The organism is Mycobacterium sp. 29Ha (assembly GCF_032883055.1).
Lineage (GTDB): Bacteria > Actinomycetota > Actinomycetes > Mycobacteriales > Mycobacteriaceae > Mycobacterium > Mycobacterium gallinarum.
In genome coordinates this window covers 1-20,006 of record NZ_JAMQTI010000047.1, presented here as the reverse complement: position 1 = coordinate 20,006, position 20,006 = coordinate 1, and the positions used below count along the sequence as shown (strand labels likewise).

The following is a 20,006-nucleotide window of genomic DNA, read 5'->3' as shown; positions in this document are numbered from 1 at the left end:
CGGCCCACCAACCGAAAGTCGCATAGCGACTGGACCACCAAACGGGTCCCCGTCACCCGGGCTTTACCAGAGGGCCGACAATTCTACTAAGCGACTCAGTAGACGTTCCGCATACTACTAAGCTATTTAGTAGTATGCGGAGACGGACAGCGTGTGGACAGTTTGTCGGCCGACTCGGCGCCGGGCCGGTTAGCCAGGGCTGACCCGTCGGCATCTGGCGGCGAATCTCGATGCCAACCGGTCTCACCATAGGAGCACCATGGACACATCTTCCGATCAACCATTCACCGGCACGACCAGCGGGGCTACCGCTAGCTCCGAGTACCGGGTGATAGCCAGCTACCGCGACTACGCGCAAGCTCAGCGCGCGGTCGACTTCATGTCCGATTCAGAATTCCCGGTGGAGAACCTCCGAATCCTCGGTCACGATGTGACCACCGTGGAAGCCGTCATCGGCCGCCTGACCAAGGGCCGCGCCGCGCTCACGGGCGCGTCGAGCGGAGCCTGGTGGGGCCTGTTGATTGGGCTGCTGTTGGGGATGTTTGCCGTTGGCACCGCCTGGTTCGGCGTTATGGTGGCTGGCTTGCTCATCGGCACCGTCTGGGGGGCGATTTTCGGGTTCGTCGAGCACTGGGCGACCGGTGGCCGGCGAGATTTCACGTCGATGTCGACGCTGGCCGCTGAGCGTTACGACGTGGTGTGCACGCCGGCGTTCGCCGAGCAGGCCGCTCAGCTGCTGGCCACCATGCGAGGCTGACGACGCTGGCGGCGCTCTGGCTCGCCACCTTCGCGGTGTGGTGGGCCGTCGGCGCCAGCGTGCAAACCGCGAGGCTGTTCGCCATTACCGTGGTGGTTATCACGTGCCTGACGCGCTCGGCTTGGCCACCAGCGATCATGGTCGGCACAGGACTTGGCGCAAGCGCGGTGTCCTGTTCAAAAACGCTACCGCACTGGAGACCTCAGCACGCATCGACACCGTCGTCATGGACAACACCGGCACCTTGACTAAGGGTGAACCAGAGGTCACCGACGCCGTCGTCGAAGGCATCGCCGAGGACGAACTCCCGGCGCTGGTGGCGGCGGTGGAGACGGAATCTGAACATTTACTGGCAGCGGCGATCGTGCGCTATGCCACCGAGCAAGGCGCTACGTCACTGCCGCTCAACAACTTTCGAAGCAGCGTGCCCGGACATGGAGCCACCGCTGACGTGGCCGGACACGTGGTCGCCGTCGGCAATCGCAAGCTCATGATCGAGCAAGGCGTCGAGTTCGGTGCGCTAATGGACCGACGTGACGAACTGGCATCCAGCGGCCGCACCGCCGTACTGGTCGCAGTGGACGGTCGCGGTGTCGGGGTAATCGCGCTAGCAGACGCGGCCCGACCAACATCAGCTGCGCGGTCGCCGCTCTCCACGACCTCGGAGCACAGGTCGTCATGCTCAGCGGCGACAACGAGGCGACCGCCAGACGGATCGCTTCGCAACTGGGTATCGACACGGTCATAGCCGACGTGCTGCCTGAGGACAAAGCCGCCCAAATCGCCGAACTACAGCGAGACGGTCGAAAGGTCGCCATGGTCGGTTACGGAGTCAACGACGCACCTGCCCTGGCTCAAGCCGATCTCGGTGTGGCGATTGGTGCCGGCACCGATGTCGCCATCGAGACTGCCGACCTGGTGCTCATGCGCGCCGATCCGCTCGATGTACCCATCGCCGTCCGTATCGGCGGTGGCACGATGCGAAAGATGCGACAAAACCTTGGGTAGGCAGTCGGCTACAACGTCATCGCGATCCCTATTGCCGCGGGAGCGTTTCAGCCTGCATTCGGGCTCGTCTTGCGCCCAGAGATCGCCGCTTTGTCCATGTCCGGATCCAGCGTGATCGTCGCTGTCTTGCTAGCGGCTGAGCCTGCCCGCGACAGCACCGGATCCCGCGCCCGCACGCATGACGAGCGCGTTGGAACCGGACTTCTGCGCGAGGGTCCAAAGGCCCTCGAGTTGATTGCATACGCCTCTGTCGGCGTCTCTGCGTCTCAACCATCGTAGTAAGGCGCTGCAGGAGCAGCCGACGTTCACGAGGAGGTATTGCCGTGATGATTTGGTACGGCGACGGCATGGGATGGTGGGGATACGCCGCCATGGGCATCGGAATGGTGTTGTTCTGGGCGTTGTTGGTCGGCGGGATCGTACTACTGATCAAACTCGCCGCCGGCGACGCGACCCAGCCAATCCGACGTCCACTCTCCGCCGAACAACTTCTTGCCGCACGATTCGCCGGCGGCGAGATCACTGAAGCGGAGTACCACGACCGCCTGCAGGTTCTGCGGGGTGCCCCTCGAACAACACCATAGTGATCATCAAAGACAACGGCTTCGACGAAATCGACCGGGCCGTCCGACGACGCACCTTCGGCACGTTGTCGACAATGGACCGACGGGGAGCGCCTCACGCCACCGCCGTGATCTACGCCGTGTCACCGCCCGATCAGCCGTTGACGCTCTTCGTCACCACTAGAAGCACCACAGCCAAAGTGCACCACATCCGCGAGCATCCAGAAGTGGCGTTCGTCATCCCGGTGCCTCACCGGTTACCGGTGTTCCCGCCGAGTGCCGTCCAATTTCAGGGTTTAGCAACGATATTGGAGGCTAACGACACCGCTGCAATCGGCGCCTTTCAAAAATCATGGTTCCATCGTCGGATCCTTGCTGCAGAACAGCGCATAGTCAGCCAGGGCGGTCAGATGTGTTTCATCGCGATCCAGCCGAACAAAACGATATTCAGTTACGGCATTGGGCTGTCAGCCCTCGACATACTGCGACGACCGCGCCAAGCGGCCGGACGGACACAGCTACCCGCAGGTCGATAGGCGGACAACGTTGCTTGGCGAGATACCGCGACCGAGTCTTCCAATACTGGCGCGTCATCGAGATGCAAGTGCCAAGAAGGGCTGCTAGTTGTCGTCGCGGATCGGGGCAAGGCTTACATGTGTGCGTCGCCGGGCGTGCGCTCGTGGTCGTCACGGTGGAGACTTCGCCGTCGCTTGGGTCATCGGGGCCCGTCGATTACCCCGTCGAGCCTTGGCGTGCAGCTTCGCACGGCGAGTCGACGAATCTGAGTACCACCAGCGGCTAGGATGTCCTGCGGCGCGCAGCCGCTATGCACTCACGACCGCTGGCATGACCGGCCTTTACCGAATCTTCAAGAAACCGCTAGCCGAGCCAGAGCGAGGACGTCGAGACTTGTGATGACCAACGGCAGGTATGACGACGACCGGTGCGCTGGATAGGAAAAGGAGCTTTTAAAATGAAATCGATCCACACAGTGGTGGCGGGGGCGGCCGCCGTGAGTGCACTTCTCGCTGTCGGGGCCTGTAGTAACACCGCCACTGAACAATCGGGGCCTTCGACGCCCGCGGCATCTACCTCGATGCCCGCCGAGGCTCAAGCACACAACAACGCCGATGCGATGTTCGCCCAGCACATGATTCCGCATCATCAGCAGGCCATTGAGATGAGTGACATAATCCTCGGCAAGCAAGGCATTGACCCGCGGGTCACCGACCTTGCCAAGCAAATCAAGGACGCTCAAACGCCCGAAATCGAACAACTCAAGGGCTGGCTTAGTGCCTGGGGGATGCCCACCACGATGCCCCGGATGGACATGCCTGGCTCCAGCAACATGCCTGGGATGCCAAGTCATTCGATGCCCAGCGCTAGCGGGACGCCCGGTGATGGCGGTGGAGCCCATCATGGTGACATGCCCGGTTCCAGCAGCATGCCCGGCAACTCGATGATGCCTAGCGGGTCGATGTCGCCCGGCGCAAACAGCATGCCGGGTATGGGAATGATGTCGCAGGCCGATATGGACAGCCTGAAGAACGCGCAAGGCGTAGAAGCGAGCAAATTGTTTCTCACACAAATGATCGCCCATCACCAGGGCGCGATCGATATGGCGCAGAACGAGGTCGAGAACGGCCAGTACCAGGCGGCGGTGGAGATGGCCAAGTCGATCACTAGCAGCCAGCAGAAGGAGATCGACACGATGAAGTCGATTCTGTCCTCGCTGTAGACAGAGTCGGACTGCATGGCGGCTCAGAGAAGGATACGCGTGCTGCTTCTTGCAGCCGCTGCGATATGTGGTGCAACCCTGGTTGTGATCGCCATAAGCACGTGGGGTTTCGGGCTCATCAACTCGACAGTCGTGAACGCGTCTGCGCGTGCGGCACAGGAGCGGTGTGAGCGTGATGTCGTAGCGAGGCTAGCGTCACCATCGACAGCGAGGCTTTCCGACATCACCGTGACGAGCGCGCAACTTGATCCGGAGGTGAGGGACTTGTTCTCGTCGTTGGAAGGGGGGCCCCTCTACGGCGTCGACCACTCTCGCATCACCGTTCGGAATGTGGAAGGCATTGTCGAGGCCCCGAGCGAGGTCGGCGGAACCCTGCACGACCCCTTCGTGTGCCGGGCGTATTTTATCGACGGCAATCTGGCCGACACTCTTGTCGTGTTCGACCATGACCACTGACACCGGGCGGCTACCCTTCGCGTGCCGACGGGCCGACCCAGTTCGCGCACCAATGCCCTTTGCAACCGCCTGGTGCCCGAACACGGCCGCTTCGCGAGTTGACAACCCGCCAAATGGATATCACGCAGTTCGCTGCGCGGACGGACGATTCTGACGCCGAGGGTCTCGAATCCGCTTCCCATCCCCTTGACACTTGTATACCCCCTAGGGGTATAGTGCGCAAGCACCCCTATGGGGTAAGTGAGAGGAGTCCTAGTCGTGGACACGACGGCGCTCGGTTACCTGCAGTCCAAAGACGGCTATTTGAAGCGGTTGCGCCGCATAGAGGGTCAAGTGCGCGGTGTGGCGAGGATGATCGAGGAAGACGCCTACTGCGTTGACATACTCACCCAGATCTCGGCTGCCACCAAGGCGCTGCAATCGGTGGCGTTGATGCTGCTCGACGAACATCTGAACCACTGCGTCAGCCACGCCGTCCAGGAAGGCGGCGATGCGGCCCAGCAGCGGCTCACCGACGCTTCCGCGGCCATCGCCCGTCTCGTGCGCTCATGAACAGACCCCACCTACTGAACGACCCCTATTACCGACGAAATGAGCCGATGAAACCGAATCTCACCTCCCCGCTGCCACTGGCCGAGCCCGCAACCGCCGGATGCGGTTGCTGCGGCCGGCAACAGACTGCTCTATCCATCCCAACCACACCCGTGCAGGAGAACGACATGAGCACCACCACCGCCAGCTACCCCGTCACCGGGATGACCTGCGGTCACTGCGTCGGCGCGGTCACCGAGGAACTCACCGTATTGCCCGGCGTCACCGGTGTGAGCGTGGACCTGGTGCCCGCAGGCACCTCGACAGTCACCATCACCAGCGACACCTCGCTCGACATCGATCAGGTGCACGCCGCGCTGCACGAGGCCGGCGACTACCACCTGGCCACTTCCTAAACCAACACCGCACCGCGCTCCGCAAGCGGGTCGACTGTAGGAGACAACAGCACGTGAGCACCACCGATCACGCGGCCGCGCTCGATGAGCCGCGCAGCGTCGAGTTGTCGATCGGCGGGATGACCTGCGCTTCGTGTGCCGCCCGGGTCGAGAAGAAGCTGAACAAGCTCGACGGGATCAGCGCCAGCGTCAACTACGCCACCGAAAAGGCCAAAGTCACCTATCGCGGATCGATCGATATCGCACAACTGATCGCCGCCGTGGCGGCCGCCGGCTACACCGCTGCCGCACCGCCACCCTCGGTGGCCGCCGGCGGTGAAGACGTCGAAACCACGGCAGCAGAATCCGACGAGGCCGCCTCGTTGCGGACCCGACTGCTGATCTCGCTGGTGTTGACCGTGCCGGTCGTGGTCCTGTCGATGATTCCGCCGCTGCAGTTCACGAACTGGCAATGGCTCGCTCTGACCTTGGCGTCGCCCGTCGTGGTCTGGGGAGCGTTGCCGTTCCATCAGGCGGCCTGGGTCAACGCCCGCCACGGCGCAGCCACCATGGACACGCTGATCTCCCTGGGTGTCACTGCAGCCTATCTGTGGTCGCTGTGGGCACTGTTCTTGGGACATGCCGGCATGCCCGGCATGCGGATGACGTTCAGCCTGTTCCCGGCCACGGGCGGGGGCGCCGACCACATCTACCTTGAGGTCGCCTCCGCGCTCACCGTGTTCATCTTGGCCGGGCGTTATTTCGAGGCACGCGCGAAGACGCGTTCGGGCGCGGCGCTGCGGGCGCTGATGGACATGGGGGCCAAGGATGTCGCGGTGTTGCGAGGCGGCGCCGAGACCCGGATCCCCACTGCCCAGTTGGCCTTGGGGGATATCTTCGTCGTGCGTCCGGGGGAGAAGGTTGCGACCGACGGTGTTGTTACCGAGGGCGATTCGGCGGTGGACGCCTCGATGCTCACCGGGGAATCGGTGCCAATCGAGGTGCGACCGGGAGATCGGGTCATCGGGGCGACCGTCAACGTCGGCGGACGATTGTTGGTGCGCGCCACCCGGATCGGCGCCGACACCCAGCTGGCGCAGATGGCGCGACTGGTCGCCGACGCCCAGAACGGAAAGGCCCCTGTGCAGCGCTTGGCTGACCGGGTCTCGGCGATCTTCGTCCCGATCGTCATAGCGTTGTCCCTGATCACCATGGGTGTGTGGCTGCTGGCCGGGCATACGGCGGCGGCGTTTACCGCCGCGGTCGCCGTCCTGATCATCGCCTGCCCGTGCGCCCTGGGGCTGGCCACCCCCACCGCGCTGCTGGTCGGCACCGGCCGAGGCGCCCAGCTCGGTATTTTGATCAAGGGACCGCAGGTCCTCGAGTCCACTCGCCGCGTCGACACCATCGTGCTGGACAAGACCGGCACCGTCACCACCGGCCGGATGAGCCTGATCGCCGTGTACCCGGGTGTCGGCGAGGACGCCGCGCAGGTGCTGACACTTGCCGGGGCCTTGGAGAACGCTTCGCAACACCCGATCGCCCAAGCGATCGTCGCGAGTGCCGCCGCCAACGGTGACGCGCTGCCGTCTGTCGACGGGTTCACCAACCACGACGGATTGGGTGTCAGTGGCGTCGTCGCTGGGCGCGCCATGTTGGTCGGGCGCCGCGGCTGCCTCACGGAACAGTGGTCGCTGACCGCCCCCGACGACCTCGTCGACGCCGCGGAGCAAGCCGAAACACAGGGCCAGACCCCGGTCTGGGTGGGCTGGGACGGGGCGATCCGCGGAGTGATTGTCGTCGCCGACACAATAAAGTCGACCTCGGCTGCCGCGGTCGGCCAGTTCCGCCGGCTTGGTCTGCGCCCGGTTCTGTTGACCGGGGACAACCGGCGCGCCGCACACGCGGTGGCCGCGCGGGTCGGCATCGACCCGCGAGATGTGATCGCCGAGGTGCTACCAGCCGACAAGCTCGACGCGGTGAAAGACCTGCAAGCGCAGGGGCGCACTGTCGCCATGGTCGGCGACGGAGTCAACGACGCCGCCGCGCTGGTGCAGGCCGATCTGGGCCTAGCCATGGGCACAGGCACCGACGTCGCCATCGAGGCCTCTGACCTGACATTGGTCGGCGGTGATCTTCGCGCCGGCGCAGATGCCATCCGGCTGTCCCGCTCGACGCTCAAGACGATCAAGGGAAATCTGTTCTGGGCGTTCGCCTACAACATCGCCGCCCTGCCGCTGGCCGCACTCGGGTTGCTCAACCCGCTCATCGCCGGCGCCGCAATGGCGTTCAGCTCCGTTTTCGTGGTCAGCAACAGTCTGCGCCTGCGCCGCTTCGCCAGCCACGCCTCCCATCAACCCTCATCCGCGGTGAACACCGAGGCAACAGCACCAGGGGCCCCGAACCAAGCTGTCATTTGAAGTAGCAGAAACTGTTCATGGATACCAGACATTGGTCCACAGTTGTGGGCTGACTAATCCCGTTGGTACACCGCATAACATAACAGCGATATCGGAAAAGTGCGATGGGAGCTTGCTTACGCACTTCACCGGCTTCGATGTCAGGCAACCGTGACATCGACGAGCTTGTTTACGGTACCGCGACATCAGTGTCGTGCTGCCCGCTGCACGTGCCGTGAAACGGTGATCACTCCGGATCCGCGCAGCGGCGAGGACACCTACGACCCTCATCGACGACGCCGTCGCCGCGCTGGCCGATCGCCGGGGAGTCTGGCTCGGCGATGACCTGGCCAGCATCGCGCTGATCGCCAGTCTCATCGAGCAAGCCGAAAGATGGTTGCCCCACCTGGTCCACGACGCCCGCGCCAACGGCCACGGCTGGACCGAGATCGTTCGAGCACTGGGCACCAACCCCGACGAGGCTCGCTTTCGATTTGACCCCCAATCCCCAATCGCCGACGGCAGATGGCCCCTACGACCACTAACCGCGGCGCGACGCCCCTCAGGCCCGCTAACGCCCAAATGCGTTGAGCAGCAAGTTTCTTCGCAAAGCCGCATCGAAGCGGGCAACGTTACCGGTGCCGATCTTCGGGCTCGCGCGTGTGTTGAGTTGGTGCTGCGGCGAATCGCTGGGCGCATTCGGGCGAGCAGAACCACTATCGCCGTTGTTGTGGCGCGGTCGGCTCGGCGCCGCGCTGGCATCAACGCGCACGTGGCAGACGGGCGGTCAACCGGATAGCGCGATGCGGTGAGCGCCACGGCATACAGCTTCACCGGTGTCGCGATGTTTGCGTAAATGCCGGGGGGCCCAGCGGCTCTGCGTAAACTCCCAGACCGGTGCACGTGTCCTGGATCTATTTGGTCACCACGGCTTGCCCCGCGCTGGCGAGCGCGGTGACGCGGGCGGCCAGGTTGACGGCGTGGCCGAAGTAGTCGCCGATGCGGTGCACGGCGCTGCCGTGGTGGATGCCGGCGCGCAGCGCGAGGAATCGGTCTTCATCGGCCGCACGGTCGGCGAGGTCGAGAACGGTCGCGACCATCGGCTCCGGCGTGTCCGCTCGCAGCATCACCGCATCATCGATGGTCTCGACGATAGTGACGCGCGGCCGGGCCGCCTGGCGGGCAGGTCGGAAAGGCGCCCGGCCAGGCGAGCCGCTTGCCGGTCTCCGCAGATTTCGGTCAGCACGACAAATCCTGCGAGGTCGACGAACGCGAATGTCGCGTCGGCGGTGTCGTTGACGGTCATGGGTGGTTCCTTTGGTCGTGCCCGTGAAGTGCAGATGTCCGCGATTCGCCCGGGTCAACCGGCCGCCATGCTGGTGGCAAGCGTTGACTCGCCACCAGCAGCAGGCGGTCAGCAGCATTGGTGTCCGCATACCCATGGCGGGCAGCTGGGGTCATCGCAGCGGCAGGGCAATGGCTTGTCGATCATCTCGGGTCACCTCCTTGGCTTCTCGTGGTGTGTGGTGTGGTGTGCAGGGGGCTGAACGCGGACGAATCCGGCTGTGCCCCAACGGGTTTCCGGATTCCCGGTTGCGGCTGCGTGCCACATGGTCAACTCCGGTGCGCACGTTCGGGTTGTAGGCGGCCGATCCCGGGCAGGAAACGCCCACCCGCGAGGCGTAGTCGGTGTAGGCCGCGCCTGGACACGGCGTAGGTGGGGCTCCTCGACCAGGCGCACCTGCACCTGGATTCCGATCACGGTGATCACGATGCCCCGCGAGGGCGACCGGGTTGGGCACCATCAGCGCCAAGCCGAGGAATGCGACGAGGAACGCCGCGAAGATCGGGTTGCGCACCACCCTGTAGGCGCCGTTGGTGACCAGGCCCGTGCGCTCGCTCTGGTCGAGGCTGATCCGCCATGAATCGCCGAGGGACATCTGCGCCGAAGCCGCAGAGCAGCCCCAGCATCGCGATGGCGACTCCCAGACCGCGCATCACCGGCTGGTTCAGGACAACCAGCGGCGGTAGGCCGGCCAGGTCGGCGATCGGCGCGCCGACACCGACGAGCAGCCAGCCGAGGTCGGTCACCGCCAGCGCGCCCACCACTCCAGCGAGCGATCGGGGCGCCAGGTGCGCCGGTTGCCGCTGTCGCCGGTGCGGCCCAGTTGGATGTGCCGGCGCAGTGCGCCGTCGAGCAGCATCATCGCCGCGAAGATCACCAAGGCGGCGATGGCCATCACGCCTCACCCCCGGCCGGGACCGGTTTGGCGGCCACGCCGAGCAGATAATCGCCGTGGATGCGGGTGATCGATCCGAGCACCACCAGATCGCGCCCAGTGAGTTCGTCAAGGAACTGTTCGGCGGCAAACCGGTCTTCGGTGGGGTGGTCGAACAGCCGTTGGTAGGTGGGCCGGGCCAGGGCGTGGGCGGTGACTTCTTCGAAGTAGAACCGGCCTCCCGGTCTCAGCACCCGGGTCACCTCGGCCAGCGCGGTGCGCCAGTGCGGGATGTGGTGCACGATCCCAAAGTCGAACACCGCGTCATAGCTGCCGTCTGCGGCATCCAACGCGGTGCGCAGGTCGGTGGCACTGCCTTGGGCCAGCCGAACCCGATCGCCGTAGCGGGCCAGGCGCCGCCCGGCCCGGCCGATCATCACCGGGTCGAGGTCCACGGCGTCGACCGTGGCGGCACCGAATCGCTCCACGATCAGCTGCGAGCCGTATCCGGAGCCGCAGCCGATCTCCAGCGCCCGCGATCCCGGGAGCAGCCGGCCGCCGAACCGCAGCAGCACCGGCACCTCATAGCAGGATTGCAGCCACCGCCGCGGCGGCGAGGTCACCAGCGCGGTCTCGGCCCGGTTCATCAACATGGTGTCGTTCCCACGGTGTGCCTCGCGTCTCCTCGCCCAACCGACTGCAGCGGTATCGTGTTCAATCGATATTGTCGGATTTGCCCGATCAATATGGTTGAACGTTATCATCGTCAGGTGGCGATGAAAAGCGGTGAGCCGGTGACGGCGGAGCCGGTGTCGTTGGATGCGGCGACGGCGTTGTTTCACAGCCTGTCGGATGCGACCCGGTTGGCGATCCTGCGTCGGCTGGCGCTCGGGGAGGCGCGGGTGGTGGATCTGACCACCGAGTTGGGGTTGGCCCAGTCCACGGTGTCGGCGCATCTGGCGTGTCTGCGCGACTGCGGGCTGGTCGACTACCGGCCCCAAGGCCGGGCGTCGGTGTATCGGCTCACCTGCGTCGAGCTGCTGGACTTGTTTATGGCGGCTGAGACGGTGCTGGAGGCCACCGGCAGCGCGGTCGCGCTGTGCCCGAACTACGGGCACCCCACGGCTGGGGAGACGGCCCGATGACTGAGGCCTGCGGCTGCGGCCACGACCAACCCCGCCCCGGCGAGGGCGACGAGGTCGAGGGCGAACCCGAACGGCTGTGGCAGGTCGTCGAGCTGCGCGCCGCCGCGGTGGCCGGGGTGCTGCTGCTGGCCGGCTACCTGGTTGGCTGGACCGACGGGCCCGCGCCGGTGGAACTGGTGTTATATGCGGCGGCGCTGGCGGTGGCGGCGTTCACGTTCGTCCCCTCGACGCTGCACCGGCTGGTGCGCGGCCAGATCGGGGTGGGCACGCTGATGACCATCGCCGCGGTCGGTGCGGTGATTCTCGGCGAGGTCGGCGAGGCTGCCATGCTGGCGTTCCTGTTCTCCATCAGCGAGGGCCTGGAGGAATACGCGCTGGCGCGCACCCGCCGCGGCCTGCGCGCGCTGCTGTCACTGGCACCCGTCCAGGCCACCATCGTGCGCGAGGGCGCCGAAATCGTCGTCGCCCCAACCGAACTGGCGGTCGGCGACCGGATGCTGGTCAAACCCGGTGAGCGGATCGCCACCGACGGGATCATCGCCGAGGGGCACACCGCGCTGGACGTGTCGGCGATCACCGGCGAGTCGATGCCCATCGAGGCCGGACCCGGCGACGAGGTGTTCGCCGGGTCGATCAACGGCACCGGCGTACTGGCCATCGAGGTCACCACCACCGCCGCCGACAACTCGCTGGCGAGGATCGTGCGGATCGTGGAGGCCGAGCAAGCCCGCAAGGGCGCCTCTCAGCGGCTGGCCGACCGCATCGCCAAACCCCTGGTACCCGCCATCATGATCACCGCCGCGGTCATCGCCGTGGTGGGCAGCGTGTTCGGTGACCCGACGACCTGGATCGAGCGGGCCCTGGTGGTGCTGGTGGCGGCCTCACCGTGTGCGCTGGCGATCTCGGTGCCGGTGACCGTGGTCGCCGCGATCGGCGCGGCCAGCAAGCTCGGTGTGCTCGTCAAGGGCGGCGCCGCCCTGGAGGCGCTCGGCGCAATCCGAGCGGTGGCGTTGGACAAGACCGGCACGCTGACCGCGAACCGGCCCGCCGTCATCGACATCGCCACCACCAACGGCGCCACCCGCGACCAGGTGCTCGACATGGCGGCCGCGCTGGAGGGCCGCAGCGAACATCCCCTCGCAGCGGCCATCCTGGCCGCCGCCGGTCAGGTCGCCCCCGCCAGCGGGGTGCAGGCGGTGCCCGGCGCCGGGCTGATCGGCCACCGCGACGGACACGCTCTCCGGCTGGGCCGGCCGGGCTGGATCAACCCCGCATCGCTGTCCGCGCAGGTGGAGCAGATGCAGCAGGCCGGCGCGACCGCGGTGCTGGTCGAAGACGACGACCAGCTCATCGGCGCCATCGCGGTGCGTGACGAACTGCGCCCCGAAGCCCGCCAGGTCGTCGAGCAGCTGCGTCGTGATGGCTACCAGGTGGTGGTGCTCACCGGCGACAACCACGCCACCGCCGCCGCACTGGCCCAGGAGGTCGGCATCGACGTGGTGCATGCCGAACTGCGTCCCGAGGACAAGGCCGCGCTGATCACAAAGCTGCGTGCCCAATACCCAACGGCGATGGTCGGCGACGGCGTCAACGACGCACCCGCGCTGGCCACCGCCGACTTGGGCATCGCGATGGGAGCGATGGGCACCGATGTGGCCATCGAGACCGCCGACATCGCGCTCATGGGTGAAGACCTGCGCCACCTCACCCACGCGTTCACCCATGCCCGCCGGGCCCGACGCATCATGTGGCAGAACATCGGCCTGTCGCTCGCTTTGATCACCGCGCTGATCCCGCTGGCACTGTCCGGGGTGCTCGGCCTGGCCGCCGTCGTGCTGGTGCACGAACTGGCCGAGGTCATCGTCATCGCCAACGGTGTGCGCGCCGGACGCACCACTGCGATCCAGATCCCCACCGGCAGCCACCGGAAGGTGTTGACCCCCACCGCCCTCGGGTGAGGTTTCGCGGCGTTAGTAGCCGCCCATCATGCCCGGCCCCCACGACCCTGGACCCATCACCCCGGCCCGTACGGTCCAGGGCCCATCATGCCCGGTCCCCACTGTCCAGGGCCCGTGCCCGGCCCCCACGTGGGTGCTGGCCCGCAGTCAGGGTTCCAGCTGCCGTCAGGCCACCAACAATTGGGGTCCCATGGCTGGGCCGGATACGGCCCGCTGGTCAATGAGACGCCACCCGCGGGTTGGGCGAAAGCGGTTGAAGTGCCGGCACTTAGCCCCGCGCCCGGAAGCGAGGTCGCCAGCGCGGCGATGGCCACACCGGTGATCGTTGCGCGTCTGGTGAACATGCTGCTCACCCGTCACCTTTCGTCGAACAGCCCGCTCAACGGTCAGCGCGGGCGCCTCATTTCACTCTCGCTGCCCAGCACGCGATGACCGTAGAGCCTTTCGACCCAGACGCAGTCGACGAATAACACACGATTAGGGCGACAACCCCCGAGCCGTCGCATCCGCGCCCGCAGAGCGAATCCCTCGGCGCGCGAAATCAATCACCGATGCGATGTAACGCCTGGCGGGCCGGTGGCGGTGCAGTGAGGCTTACCGCGCCGCGGAAGGTGCCTGCGATTCAGCGAGGGAATCGATGGCAGCCTGAAGTTTTGCGGTGACGTCGTCGGCCACCGGTTGCAGATCGGCTTCGCCGCTCACCTCGACCAGCAGCCCCGGGTTCATCGCCTCCACGATCACGGTGCCCTCGGCGCCGGGGTCGGCGCGCACGACCACGTTGCAGGGCAACAGCAAGCCGATCTGGCGGTCCACGGTGATCGCTCGATGGGCCAGCGGCGGGTTGCAGGCACCAAGGATCAGGTAATCCTCCATGTCGGCCCCGAGCTTGGCCCTCAATGTCGCCTTCACATCAATTTCAGTGAGCACGCCAAACCCCTGCTCGGCCAATGCTTTCCGGGTGCGATCCACCGCGTCGGCGAACGACGTGTGCAGCGTAGTCGACAACGCAATACTCATTCCTCGATCCCCTTCTTGTCTCCCGCAGGACCACACGGCAGGTTGACCGCGTCCGCTACTAAACTCAAATACCTTGTTGCCGCGACCAATCAGCGGTTGCCGACCACATCGAGTTCGGTGTACATGCCCGCCCCGTAGTGGCCCGCGATATTGCACAGCACCTCATAGCGGCCGGGCTGCAACGTGACGGTGGTCCAGCCGATGCTGCCGGGCAGGATGCCATCACCCTCGCCTTCGGCGCAGGTGCGCTCGGCATGCCCCACGGCGCCGAACTCGTCGACCTGGCCGTTGGCGTCGATGCCCAGCTGTCCCGGCGAGCGGCCCGGACCCAGCGGCAGCACCGTCATCTCATGGATCATCATCCCGGTGTTGCGCACCCGAAACGACACCGGGCCCGCTGGCACTGTCAAGGGGTTGAGGACAACCCGCATCATGCCCATGCCCGGCCACGGGTACGCGCCCGGCCACGAGCCGTCAGCAGGCGCCCCCGGAGAATAGGTGCGATTCCAGCCCGGCCCCATCATGCCCGGGCCCATCATCCCGGGACCCGTCATTCCTGGGCTCATCATGCCGGGGCCCATCATCATGCCGCCCATATCGGCCAGGGTGACATCGACGACCGTGCCGGTCAGCTCGGGCGCCGCGCACGACCACGGAGACGGGGTACCAGCTGGTGCGGCGCGGCCCGGGCCGACCGGCCCGGCGAACGCCGCCAACGCCGCCGTGCTGCCCACCCCCAGCACCAGGGCGGCAGCCGCGATGCCGATGATCAGCCGAAGACGGTGGGCACCCATACTGATCACCGATGCTCGCGTATCAGTGTCAGACGCCGCCGGTATTCCTCGTCGTCGATCTCACCACGCGCGTAGCGTTCGGCCAGCACATCCTCGGCTCGACCACCGGTTGAGGTCGGCCCGCCACCAGCCCGGCCCTGTGCGGAGCCCCCGCCCGCGAAGTAGCGCACAGCCAACACGATCGCGGTGATCACCAACGCCCAAAACACGATCATGACCAGCGCCATCAGGATCCAGCCGCCCCAGCCGCCCCAGCCATAGCCGTCGCCCCACATCCAGCCACCATGCATCATCGACCGTTCTCCTTATCATCGCCGAACCCGGATCACACGCTGGGCACCAGAATGCCCCCACGACACGACGATGTGTAGGGGCCGATAGTCCTCAGTCCCCACCCCCAAACGGCCCCCGCACGCAATCCCCGACGCCCGGCCACCAGCACAAATGCGACTACTTGCTGCTGACGTTGCGGTGGCACGCGGCCCCCCAAACGTCGGACCGCATCTTCACCGTGCTGCACGCCGAACTGGCCACAACCGACCTGCACGAATGACAGGCTGAAAGCTCTACCGCGGGGGTGTGGTTGGCGCGGCCGGAGTTGGTGTCGGCGATAGCTGCTGACCGGGCCCCATCATCCCGCCGGGCCCCATCGTCTGACCGGGCCCCATCATCCCGCCGCGCTCCATCATCCCGCGGGGGCAATACATTTCGCGTCCGTCGCGGTGACCGCCGTCGTACTGCTTTCCGACGAAGAACCCGGAGAAGAAGATCACCGCGACGATAAACACGACACCAGCAGCGATACCCACCCATGCCGCGCTCTGGGTGAGCCTATTGGGATGGTCCGATCCAGGCGGCAGCTCCCCGCGCCCCTTCTCGGTGGCCACCGCTGTCGGTTCGTTCCGGGATTCGGGCGTTTCGGTCATGACTCGATCATGCCTACGCCACCCCAGCGATGAATCGAGACGTTGCGTTCTTCATCGAATCTTCACTGAACCACTAGCTCAGCAATACCGATCGACTGACGAGCTCTGGATCGATCTGGAGATCGTGGCGGTCGCCACGAACGCTACGCAGGAGCGTTCACCGTGTACTCCCTTCGGTGGCGCCTGGCTTCTGTTGACCACCCCAATGGACAACATGTCTGTTCATGCGAGGGTCCAAGCCAGGCCCCTGACACGCGTCTTACACATGCGCACGGTCAGCACACCCGGCCCGGCCGGATAGCACACATGTAACTCGCCTTCCTACCAACGGCAGCGATCGGTCTCACCGTCCCCGTTACAGATAAGCGGTGCGCTCCAGAGGGGTGGTCAAACACCAATCAGCGGGCGGCCGTCGGTCTGCCAGGCGCGCATGCCGCCGCGAAGTTCGACAACATCGGTGTAGCCGAGATCGCGGAGCGTCTCAGCCGCGATTGCACTCATCGGTCCAGACCGGCAGTAGATGGCCAACCGGGTAGAGCGATCGGCTGGGAGTCGACCAGCCTGCGCCGCGATCTGATCGAAAGGAATCGACAAGTCCGTGCCAGCGATATCGCCTTCGAACGGCACATGAACATTTGCCGTCACCCGATCAGGTTCGGCGATCACTGCGGAGAATTCGTCGGGATCGACCAAGCGGGCGGTGCTCGAGGCCTGGGTTTGCGATGTTGACATCCGGGGTGGAACTCCCGACGCGCACGCCGGCAGCACGAGCAAGCCAGCGGCTGTGAGAGTCGCGACAACGGATCGCGATGGAGACGCAGGGACTACCGGCTGCCCCGGCTGCTGATACTGCGGCCGAGAGGCTTCCACGCGACTGCGGCGGGTCGATCCACGCATACTCGCAATATACCCCCTGAGGGTACTTGCGCCCAACTGCGTCGACGGCTAACGTCCCTATGGTAATAGTACCCCCGGGGGGTATAGATAGGAGAGAACGATGACAACCACAACAGCCGTCGACTGGCATCTGCGCGGCGACTGGTTCGACGTGTGTAGCTGCAAGCTGCCCTGCCCATGCAGCTTTGCTCAAGAGCCCACCCACGGGGACTGCCTGTTCACCCTCGTGTGGCATATCCGCGATGGCTACTTCGATCAGGTGGATCTAGCGGGACTCAACGTCGTCTCCCTCGGCGAGTTCACCGGCAACATGTGGGTCGGTGACCCCAACGCCATGATGAAGCTGATGTTCTATATCGACGACAACGCCGACACCGACCAGCGTGAGGCATTGAAGCGCATCTTCACCGGCAAGGAAGGCGGCTGGCCAGCCGAATTCGCAAGCCTCATTGCCGATTTGCGCGACATCGAGTACGCGCCGATCACCTTCGAGGCCGCCGACGATCTGGCCTACTGGCGCGCCGAGATCCCGACCAAGGTCGATGTGCGGGTCGCCGCGCTGACCGGGCCCACGTCGGATCCGAACCGGCGGGTCACCACAATCAACGCACCGGGCGCTGAGGTTGGCCCCGGTCAGGTCGCCACATGGGGCGTCGTCGAACGCGATCATGCTGTCGGCTTCCAGTGGTCGCACGAGTACCGCGGCGGTTCCAGTAAGCACTTTCCGTTCGATTGGCGACCCGACGGCGGTGACGCACGCCAGCAGGAATCCACGACGAGTGAGGGGTCGTCATGCAAGTGCCATGCCTGACCATGGCGGCGCGCAACGACCGATGAAGGCCGCCCAGGGAACAACGGTCCCTGGGCGGCCAACCCGCCCGTCCTGCGGCACCGCCCGGCTTTGACGACAGCCACCGGTGTCTGCCACTAAGCCGGATTCGCGCCCAGTCGTGCGTTTCGCCATTCGCCGAGCAGCCCTCCGCAATCCCGCACGGCCGCCGAGCACCAAGGGCCATGCCCCTTCGCCAACACCGCCGCGCGCATCACTGCACTCACCTCGACCGGCCAAACCGTGATCACCGAACCGGTCCTGCTCGCGTGTGACGGCATGGCCTCACAGCCGAACCGTTGGGGCCACCGCGCTCCGCAACATCAGGTCTCCGTGGCGCCTCCCGCATGAAGGGGCCGGCTACGGGGCGGCGGGGTAGGCGTGTACGAGAGCGCTAGACAGCTTGGGCAGCACGTGAGTGAGGGTGTGTTCGGCCCCGTGGGCGATGCGGTGGGCGTCAGCCAGGCTCGTGGCCGGGTCGATGTCGAGTTCCGCGTCGGCGTGCAGGCGGTGCCCGAGCCAACGCATCTTGATGGTGCGGACGGCGGTGACTCCCGGTTCTGCTGCTAACGCGGCTTCGGCGGCGTCTACGAGGGTGGGGTCGACGCCGTCCATGAGGCGGCGGAACACGTCTCGGACGGCGGTGCGCAGGACGGCGAGGATTGCGGCGGTGATGAGCAGCCCGATGATGGGGTCGGCGAGGGGGAAGCCCAGCGCGACGCCTCCGGCGCCGAAAAGCACGGCCAGTGAGGTGAATCCGTCGGTGCGTGCGTGGAGGCCGTCGGCGACCAGGGCGATCGAGCCGATTCGGCGACCGACGCGGATGCGGTAGACCGCGACCAGTTCGTTGCCGATGAACCCGACCAGTCCCGCGGCGGCGACCCAGCCGACGTGCTGGATGGGAACGGGGTTGATGAGGCGGCGGATCGATTCGACGCCGGCGACGACGGCCGACAGCGTGATCATCGCGATGACGAATAGTCCGGCGAGGTCTTCGGCGCGGCCGAAACCGTAGGTGTAGCGCCGGGTGGCGGCTTTGGTGCCCAGTGCGAAGGCGATCCACAGTGGAATGGCGGTCAGGGCGTCGGAGAAGTTGTGGATCGTATCCGCGAGTAGCGCAACCGATCCCGAGATCACCACGATCAGCACCTGCGCGACCGACGTCGCGGCGAGCGCGAGCAGACTGATCTTCACCGCCCGGATGCCGGCGGCGCTGGACTCGAGCGCTCCGTCGATGCTGTCCGATGCGTCGTGACTGTGTGGGGCGAACACCTCCCGTAGGGCGGCGCCGATTCTGCCGCCGCGCGCGTCGTGGTGATGTCCGTGGCCGTGACTGTGGTCGTGGTCGGCCGGGTGGTCGTGGTCACGGGTGATCGGTTCGCCGTCAGGAGTCATACGCGGCGTCCTTTCCGTCGTGTCATCGCCGAGCCGGGAGCCGTGCGCGATTCGGTGTTGTTGTCCGAGTGCAGGCTTCGTAGTTCCTCGGCGCTGCGGTGGTGGCCCGGCACTCCCGGGCCGGCGTGTTCGGCGTTGAACACCGCGTCGGTGACCAGCTGTCCGATGTGATCGTTGTCCAAGCTGTAGAAGACCGTCGTGCCCTCACGGCGAGTGCGAACCAGTCGCGCCATCCGCAGCTTCGCCAGATGCTGTGAGACGGAAGCGGCGGGCTTGCCGACGTGCTCGGCGAGGTCGTTGACCGACATCTCCCGGTCGACCAGTGCCCACAGGATCTGCACTCGGGTGGTGTCTGCCAGCATCCGGAAGACCTCGACCACCAGGTCCACCTGATCGCGGGGCAGCGCCCGCCGGCACACGCCGTCGCTGTCTGCATTCATATGCAGATAGTAGGATACACATTGCGGAATGGTGGACAGGGGTCAGGCCACGACAAAGGTTTCCGCCCCGGCGAAGGGCCCTGCGAACCACCCCTGCAGCGACATGGGTGGTCAGCAGACCGGAGCGCGGCCTGTCAGACGGGCCTGGTGGGTGGACGCTCGGACGAAGTCGGCGGGGAGGCAACAGTATTGACGAGCGTGGACGGCTGGCTGGTGGTCCTCGGTGTAATGGCCGGCATGGCGTTGTTGTGGTTGAGCGTCGTGGCCACCCTGCTGCTGCTCAGACCCGATGCTGTCGGTGTACGCGAGGCCCTGCGGCTGGTCCGGACCTTTTGCGGCTGCTTAAGGGGTTGGCATCGGATACGACGCTCCCTCGGGGGATTCGGCTTCGGTTGCTGTTCGGTCCCTCGAAGAATCATGCGATGACCTTCAATCACTCGGCTACGACACGCCGGTACCGCCGATCAGGTCCGACTCGTACACCACTGAACTACCCCAGGTTTTGTTCCGATCTTCATAGGAGGATTGGAAGCTATGCC

At 65.8% G+C, this 20,006-nt stretch carries 24 protein-coding genes and 1 pseudogene; 13 read left to right on the top strand and 12 right to left on the bottom strand.

Annotated features, from left to right (window positions below; all coding sequences use genetic code 11):
* The first annotated feature begins 259 nt into the window (after nucleotides 1-259).
* The 9 genes and pseudogenes from M1248_RS32605 (at nucleotide 260) to M1248_RS32565 (ending at nucleotide 7,868) form a co-directional block, all read left to right on the top strand.
* Nucleotides 260-757, top strand: coding sequence for a general stress protein (locus M1248_RS32605; protein ID WP_205844284.1), 498 nt, complete (start codon nucleotides 260-262; stop codon nucleotides 755-757).
* Nucleotides 751-2,000: pseudogene (locus M1248_RS32600) on the top strand (heavy metal translocating P-type ATPase); the annotation flags it as partial. The gene M1248_RS32605 and the pseudogene M1248_RS32600, both read left to right, overlap by 7 nt.
* A gap of 88 nt (nucleotides 2,001-2,088) precedes the next feature.
* Entirely contained in the window at nucleotides 2,089-2,349 is a 261-nt protein-coding gene (locus M1248_RS32595) for an SHOCT domain-containing protein (RefSeq protein WP_112557561.1), read from the top strand.
* Nucleotides 2,349-2,864 carry a pyridoxamine 5'-phosphate oxidase family protein gene (locus M1248_RS32590; protein WP_240630872.1) on the top strand — a complete coding sequence of 172 codons (516 nt, stop codon included), beginning with the start codon at nucleotides 2,349-2,351 and terminating at the stop codon, nucleotides 2,862-2,864. Before M1248_RS32595 ends, M1248_RS32590 begins: the two co-directional genes overlap by 1 nt.
* A 437-nt stretch (nucleotides 2,865-3,301) precedes the next feature.
* The gene (locus tag M1248_RS32585) at nucleotides 3,302-4,066 is read left to right on the top strand and encodes a DUF305 domain-containing protein (protein WP_112557562.1); all 765 of its coding nucleotides are present in this window, start codon (nucleotides 3,302-3,304) and stop codon (nucleotides 4,064-4,066) included.
* A gap of 15 nt (nucleotides 4,067-4,081) precedes the next feature.
* Complete coding sequence (locus tag M1248_RS32580) at nucleotides 4,082-4,522, top strand: hypothetical protein (RefSeq protein WP_112557563.1); 441 nt, start codon at nucleotides 4,082-4,084, stop codon at nucleotides 4,520-4,522.
* Nucleotides 4,523-4,780: 258 nt separating this feature from the next.
* On the top strand, nucleotides 4,781-5,074 hold the full coding sequence (locus tag M1248_RS32575) for a metal-sensitive transcriptional regulator (RefSeq protein WP_112557564.1): 294 nt from the start codon (nucleotides 4,781-4,783) through the stop codon (nucleotides 5,072-5,074).
* 167 nt (nucleotides 5,075-5,241) lie between these two features.
* Nucleotides 5,242-5,469, top strand: coding sequence for a heavy-metal-associated domain-containing protein (locus M1248_RS32570; protein ID WP_112557619.1), 228 nt, complete (start codon nucleotides 5,242-5,244; stop codon nucleotides 5,467-5,469).
* Between the two features lie 119 nt (nucleotides 5,470-5,588).
* The gene (locus M1248_RS32565) at nucleotides 5,589-7,868 is read left to right on the top strand and encodes a heavy metal translocating P-type ATPase (RefSeq protein ID WP_112557620.1); all 2,280 of its coding nucleotides are present in this window, start codon (nucleotides 5,589-5,591) and stop codon (nucleotides 7,866-7,868) included.
* A gap of 893 nt (nucleotides 7,869-8,761) precedes the next feature.
* Here the strand turns inward: M1248_RS32565 and M1248_RS32560 are convergent.
* From M1248_RS32560 to M1248_RS32540, 5 genes are all read right to left on the bottom strand, one after another.
* Entirely contained in the window at nucleotides 8,762-8,974 is a 213-nt protein-coding gene (locus tag M1248_RS32560) for an adenylate/guanylate cyclase domain-containing protein (protein ID WP_240630873.1), read from the bottom strand.
* Nucleotides 8,974-9,153 carry a hypothetical protein gene (locus tag M1248_RS32555; RefSeq protein WP_240630874.1) on the bottom strand — a complete coding sequence of 60 codons (180 nt, stop codon included), beginning with the start codon at nucleotides 9,151-9,153 and terminating at the stop codon, nucleotides 8,974-8,976. Before M1248_RS32555 ends, M1248_RS32560 begins: the two co-directional genes overlap by 1 nt.
* Nucleotides 9,154-9,304: 151 nt before the next feature.
* The gene (locus tag M1248_RS32550; protein ID WP_205844285.1) at nucleotides 9,305-9,787 is read right to left on the bottom strand and encodes a methyltransferase family protein; all 483 of its coding nucleotides are present in this window, start codon (nucleotides 9,785-9,787) and stop codon (nucleotides 9,305-9,307) included.
* A gap of 147 nt (nucleotides 9,788-9,934) precedes the next feature.
* Nucleotides 9,935-10,087, bottom strand: a complete 153-nt coding sequence (locus M1248_RS32545; protein ID WP_165827634.1) for a hypothetical protein — start codon at nucleotides 10,085-10,087, stop codon at nucleotides 9,935-9,937.
* The gene (locus M1248_RS32540; protein WP_112557621.1) at nucleotides 10,087-10,713 is read right to left on the bottom strand and encodes a class I SAM-dependent methyltransferase; all 627 of its coding nucleotides are present in this window, start codon (nucleotides 10,711-10,713) and stop codon (nucleotides 10,087-10,089) included. The genes M1248_RS32545 and M1248_RS32540 overlap by 1 nt, the downstream gene beginning before the upstream one ends.
* 129 nt (nucleotides 10,714-10,842) lie before the next feature.
* Between M1248_RS32540 and M1248_RS32535 the strand changes: the two genes are divergently transcribed.
* The 3 genes from M1248_RS32535 to M1248_RS32525 all read left to right on the top strand — a co-directional run bounded on the left by M1248_RS32535 (nucleotide 10,843) and on the right by M1248_RS32525 (nucleotide 13,601).
* Nucleotides 10,843-11,211, top strand: a complete 369-nt coding sequence (locus M1248_RS32535) for an ArsR/SmtB family transcription factor (protein WP_112557622.1) — start codon at nucleotides 10,843-10,845, stop codon at nucleotides 11,209-11,211.
* Nucleotides 11,208-13,169, top strand: a complete 1,962-nt coding sequence (locus M1248_RS32530; RefSeq protein ID WP_112557565.1) for a heavy metal translocating P-type ATPase — start codon at nucleotides 11,208-11,210, stop codon at nucleotides 13,167-13,169. Before M1248_RS32535 ends, M1248_RS32530 begins: the two co-directional genes overlap by 4 nt.
* Before the next feature lie 258 nt (nucleotides 13,170-13,427).
* Nucleotides 13,428-13,601: a hypothetical protein gene (locus tag M1248_RS32525; protein ID WP_165827633.1), complete on the top strand. Its 174-nt coding sequence runs from the start codon at nucleotides 13,428-13,430 to the stop codon at nucleotides 13,599-13,601.
* A gap of 162 nt (nucleotides 13,602-13,763) precedes the next feature.
* Here the strand turns inward: M1248_RS32525 and M1248_RS32520 are convergent, their stop codons facing one another.
* From M1248_RS32520 to M1248_RS32500, 5 genes are all read right to left on the bottom strand, one after another.
* Nucleotides 13,764-14,186, bottom strand: coding sequence for a DUF302 domain-containing protein (locus M1248_RS32520; RefSeq protein ID WP_112557566.1), 423 nt, complete (start codon nucleotides 14,184-14,186; stop codon nucleotides 13,764-13,766).
* An 89-nt stretch (nucleotides 14,187-14,275) separates the two neighbouring features.
* Nucleotides 14,276-14,980, bottom strand: a complete 705-nt coding sequence (locus M1248_RS32515) for a hypothetical protein (protein ID WP_112557623.1) — start codon at nucleotides 14,978-14,980, stop codon at nucleotides 14,276-14,278.
* A 5-nt stretch (nucleotides 14,981-14,985) separates the two neighbouring features.
* On the bottom strand, nucleotides 14,986-15,273 hold the full coding sequence (locus M1248_RS32510; protein ID WP_112557567.1) for an SHOCT domain-containing protein: 288 nt from the start codon (nucleotides 15,271-15,273) through the stop codon (nucleotides 14,986-14,988).
* 273 nt (nucleotides 15,274-15,546) lie between these two features.
* Nucleotides 15,547-15,906, bottom strand: coding sequence for a hypothetical protein (locus M1248_RS32505; protein WP_112557568.1), 360 nt, complete (start codon nucleotides 15,904-15,906; stop codon nucleotides 15,547-15,549).
* 387 nt (nucleotides 15,907-16,293) lie between these two features.
* On the bottom strand, nucleotides 16,294-16,599 hold the full coding sequence (locus M1248_RS32500) for a rhodanese-like domain-containing protein (protein WP_317150843.1): 306 nt from the start codon (nucleotides 16,597-16,599) through the stop codon (nucleotides 16,294-16,296).
* Between the two features lie 304 nt (nucleotides 16,600-16,903).
* Between M1248_RS32500 and M1248_RS32495 the strand changes: the two genes are divergently transcribed.
* Complete coding sequence (locus M1248_RS32495) at nucleotides 16,904-17,614, top strand: DUF1326 domain-containing protein (RefSeq protein WP_112557570.1); 711 nt, start codon at nucleotides 16,904-16,906, stop codon at nucleotides 17,612-17,614.
* A 378-nt stretch (nucleotides 17,615-17,992) separates the two neighbouring features.
* Here the strand turns inward: M1248_RS32495 and M1248_RS32490 are convergent, their stop codons facing one another.
* Both M1248_RS32490 and M1248_RS32485 read right to left on the bottom strand, forming a co-directional pair.
* On the bottom strand, nucleotides 17,993-19,027 hold the full coding sequence (locus tag M1248_RS32490; RefSeq protein WP_112557571.1) for a cation diffusion facilitator family transporter: 1,035 nt from the start codon (nucleotides 19,025-19,027) through the stop codon (nucleotides 17,993-17,995).
* A complete protein-coding gene (locus tag M1248_RS32485) occupies nucleotides 19,024-19,467 on the bottom strand; it encodes an ArsR/SmtB family transcription factor (protein ID WP_112557572.1) in 444 nt (147 codons plus the stop codon). The genes M1248_RS32490 and M1248_RS32485 overlap by 4 nt, the downstream gene beginning before the upstream one ends.
* Nucleotides 19,468-20,006 lie beyond the last annotated feature (539 nt).

Excerpts from the sequence above, each read along its gene's own strand:
- M1248_RS32540 (WP_112557621.1), bottom strand. The coding sequence starts at position 10,713 with ATGAACCGGGCCGAGACCGCGCTGGTGACCTCGCCGCCGCGGCGGTGG.
- M1248_RS32485 (WP_112557572.1), bottom strand. The coding sequence starts at position 19,467 with ATGAATGCAGACAGCGACGGCGTGTGCCGGCGGGCGCTGCCCCGCGAT.
- M1248_RS32545 (WP_165827634.1), bottom strand. The coding sequence starts at position 10,087 with ATGGCCATCGCCGCCTTGGTGATCTTCGCGGCGATGATGCTGCTCGAC.
- M1248_RS32510 (WP_112557567.1), bottom strand. The coding sequence starts at position 15,273 with ATGATGCATGGTGGCTGGATGTGGGGCGACGGCTATGGCTGGGGCGGC.
- M1248_RS32550 (WP_205844285.1), bottom strand. The coding sequence starts at position 9,787 with ATGTCCCTCGGCGATTCATGGCGGATCAGCCTCGACCAGAGCGAGCGC.
- M1248_RS32495 (WP_112557570.1), top strand. The coding sequence starts at position 16,904 with ATGACAACCACAACAGCCGTCGACTGGCATCTGCGCGGCGACTGGTTC.
- M1248_RS32580 (WP_112557563.1), top strand. The coding sequence starts at position 4,082 with ATGGCGGCTCAGAGAAGGATACGCGTGCTGCTTCTTGCAGCCGCTGCG.
- M1248_RS32605 (WP_205844284.1), top strand. The coding sequence starts at position 260 with ATGGACACATCTTCCGATCAACCATTCACCGGCACGACCAGCGGGGCT.
- M1248_RS32535 (WP_112557622.1), top strand. The coding sequence starts at position 10,843 with ATGAAAAGCGGTGAGCCGGTGACGGCGGAGCCGGTGTCGTTGGATGCG.
- M1248_RS32505 (WP_112557568.1), bottom strand. The coding sequence starts at position 15,906 with ATGACCGAAACGCCCGAATCCCGGAACGAACCGACAGCGGTGGCCACC.
- M1248_RS32515 (WP_112557623.1), bottom strand. The coding sequence starts at position 14,980 with ATGGGTGCCCACCGTCTTCGGCTGATCATCGGCATCGCGGCTGCCGCC.
- M1248_RS32565 (WP_112557620.1), top strand. The coding sequence starts at position 5,589 with ATGACCTGCGCTTCGTGTGCCGCCCGGGTCGAGAAGAAGCTGAACAAG.
- M1248_RS32490 (WP_112557571.1), bottom strand. The coding sequence starts at position 19,027 with ATGACTCCTGACGGCGAACCGATCACCCGTGACCACGACCACCCGGCC.
- M1248_RS32560 (WP_240630873.1), bottom strand. The coding sequence starts at position 8,974 with ATGCTGCGAGCGGACACGCCGGAGCCGATGGTCGCGACCGTTCTCGAC.
- M1248_RS32585 (WP_112557562.1), top strand. The coding sequence starts at position 3,302 with ATGAAATCGATCCACACAGTGGTGGCGGGGGCGGCCGCCGTGAGTGCA.
- M1248_RS32520 (WP_112557566.1), bottom strand. The coding sequence starts at position 14,186 with ATGAGTATTGCGTTGTCGACTACGCTGCACACGTCGTTCGCCGACGCG.
- M1248_RS32570 (WP_112557619.1), top strand. The coding sequence starts at position 5,242 with ATGAGCACCACCACCGCCAGCTACCCCGTCACCGGGATGACCTGCGGT.
- M1248_RS32530 (WP_112557565.1), top strand. The coding sequence starts at position 11,208 with ATGACTGAGGCCTGCGGCTGCGGCCACGACCAACCCCGCCCCGGCGAG.
- M1248_RS32555 (WP_240630874.1), bottom strand. The coding sequence starts at position 9,153 with ATGACCGTCAACGACACCGCCGACGCGACATTCGCGTTCGTCGACCTC.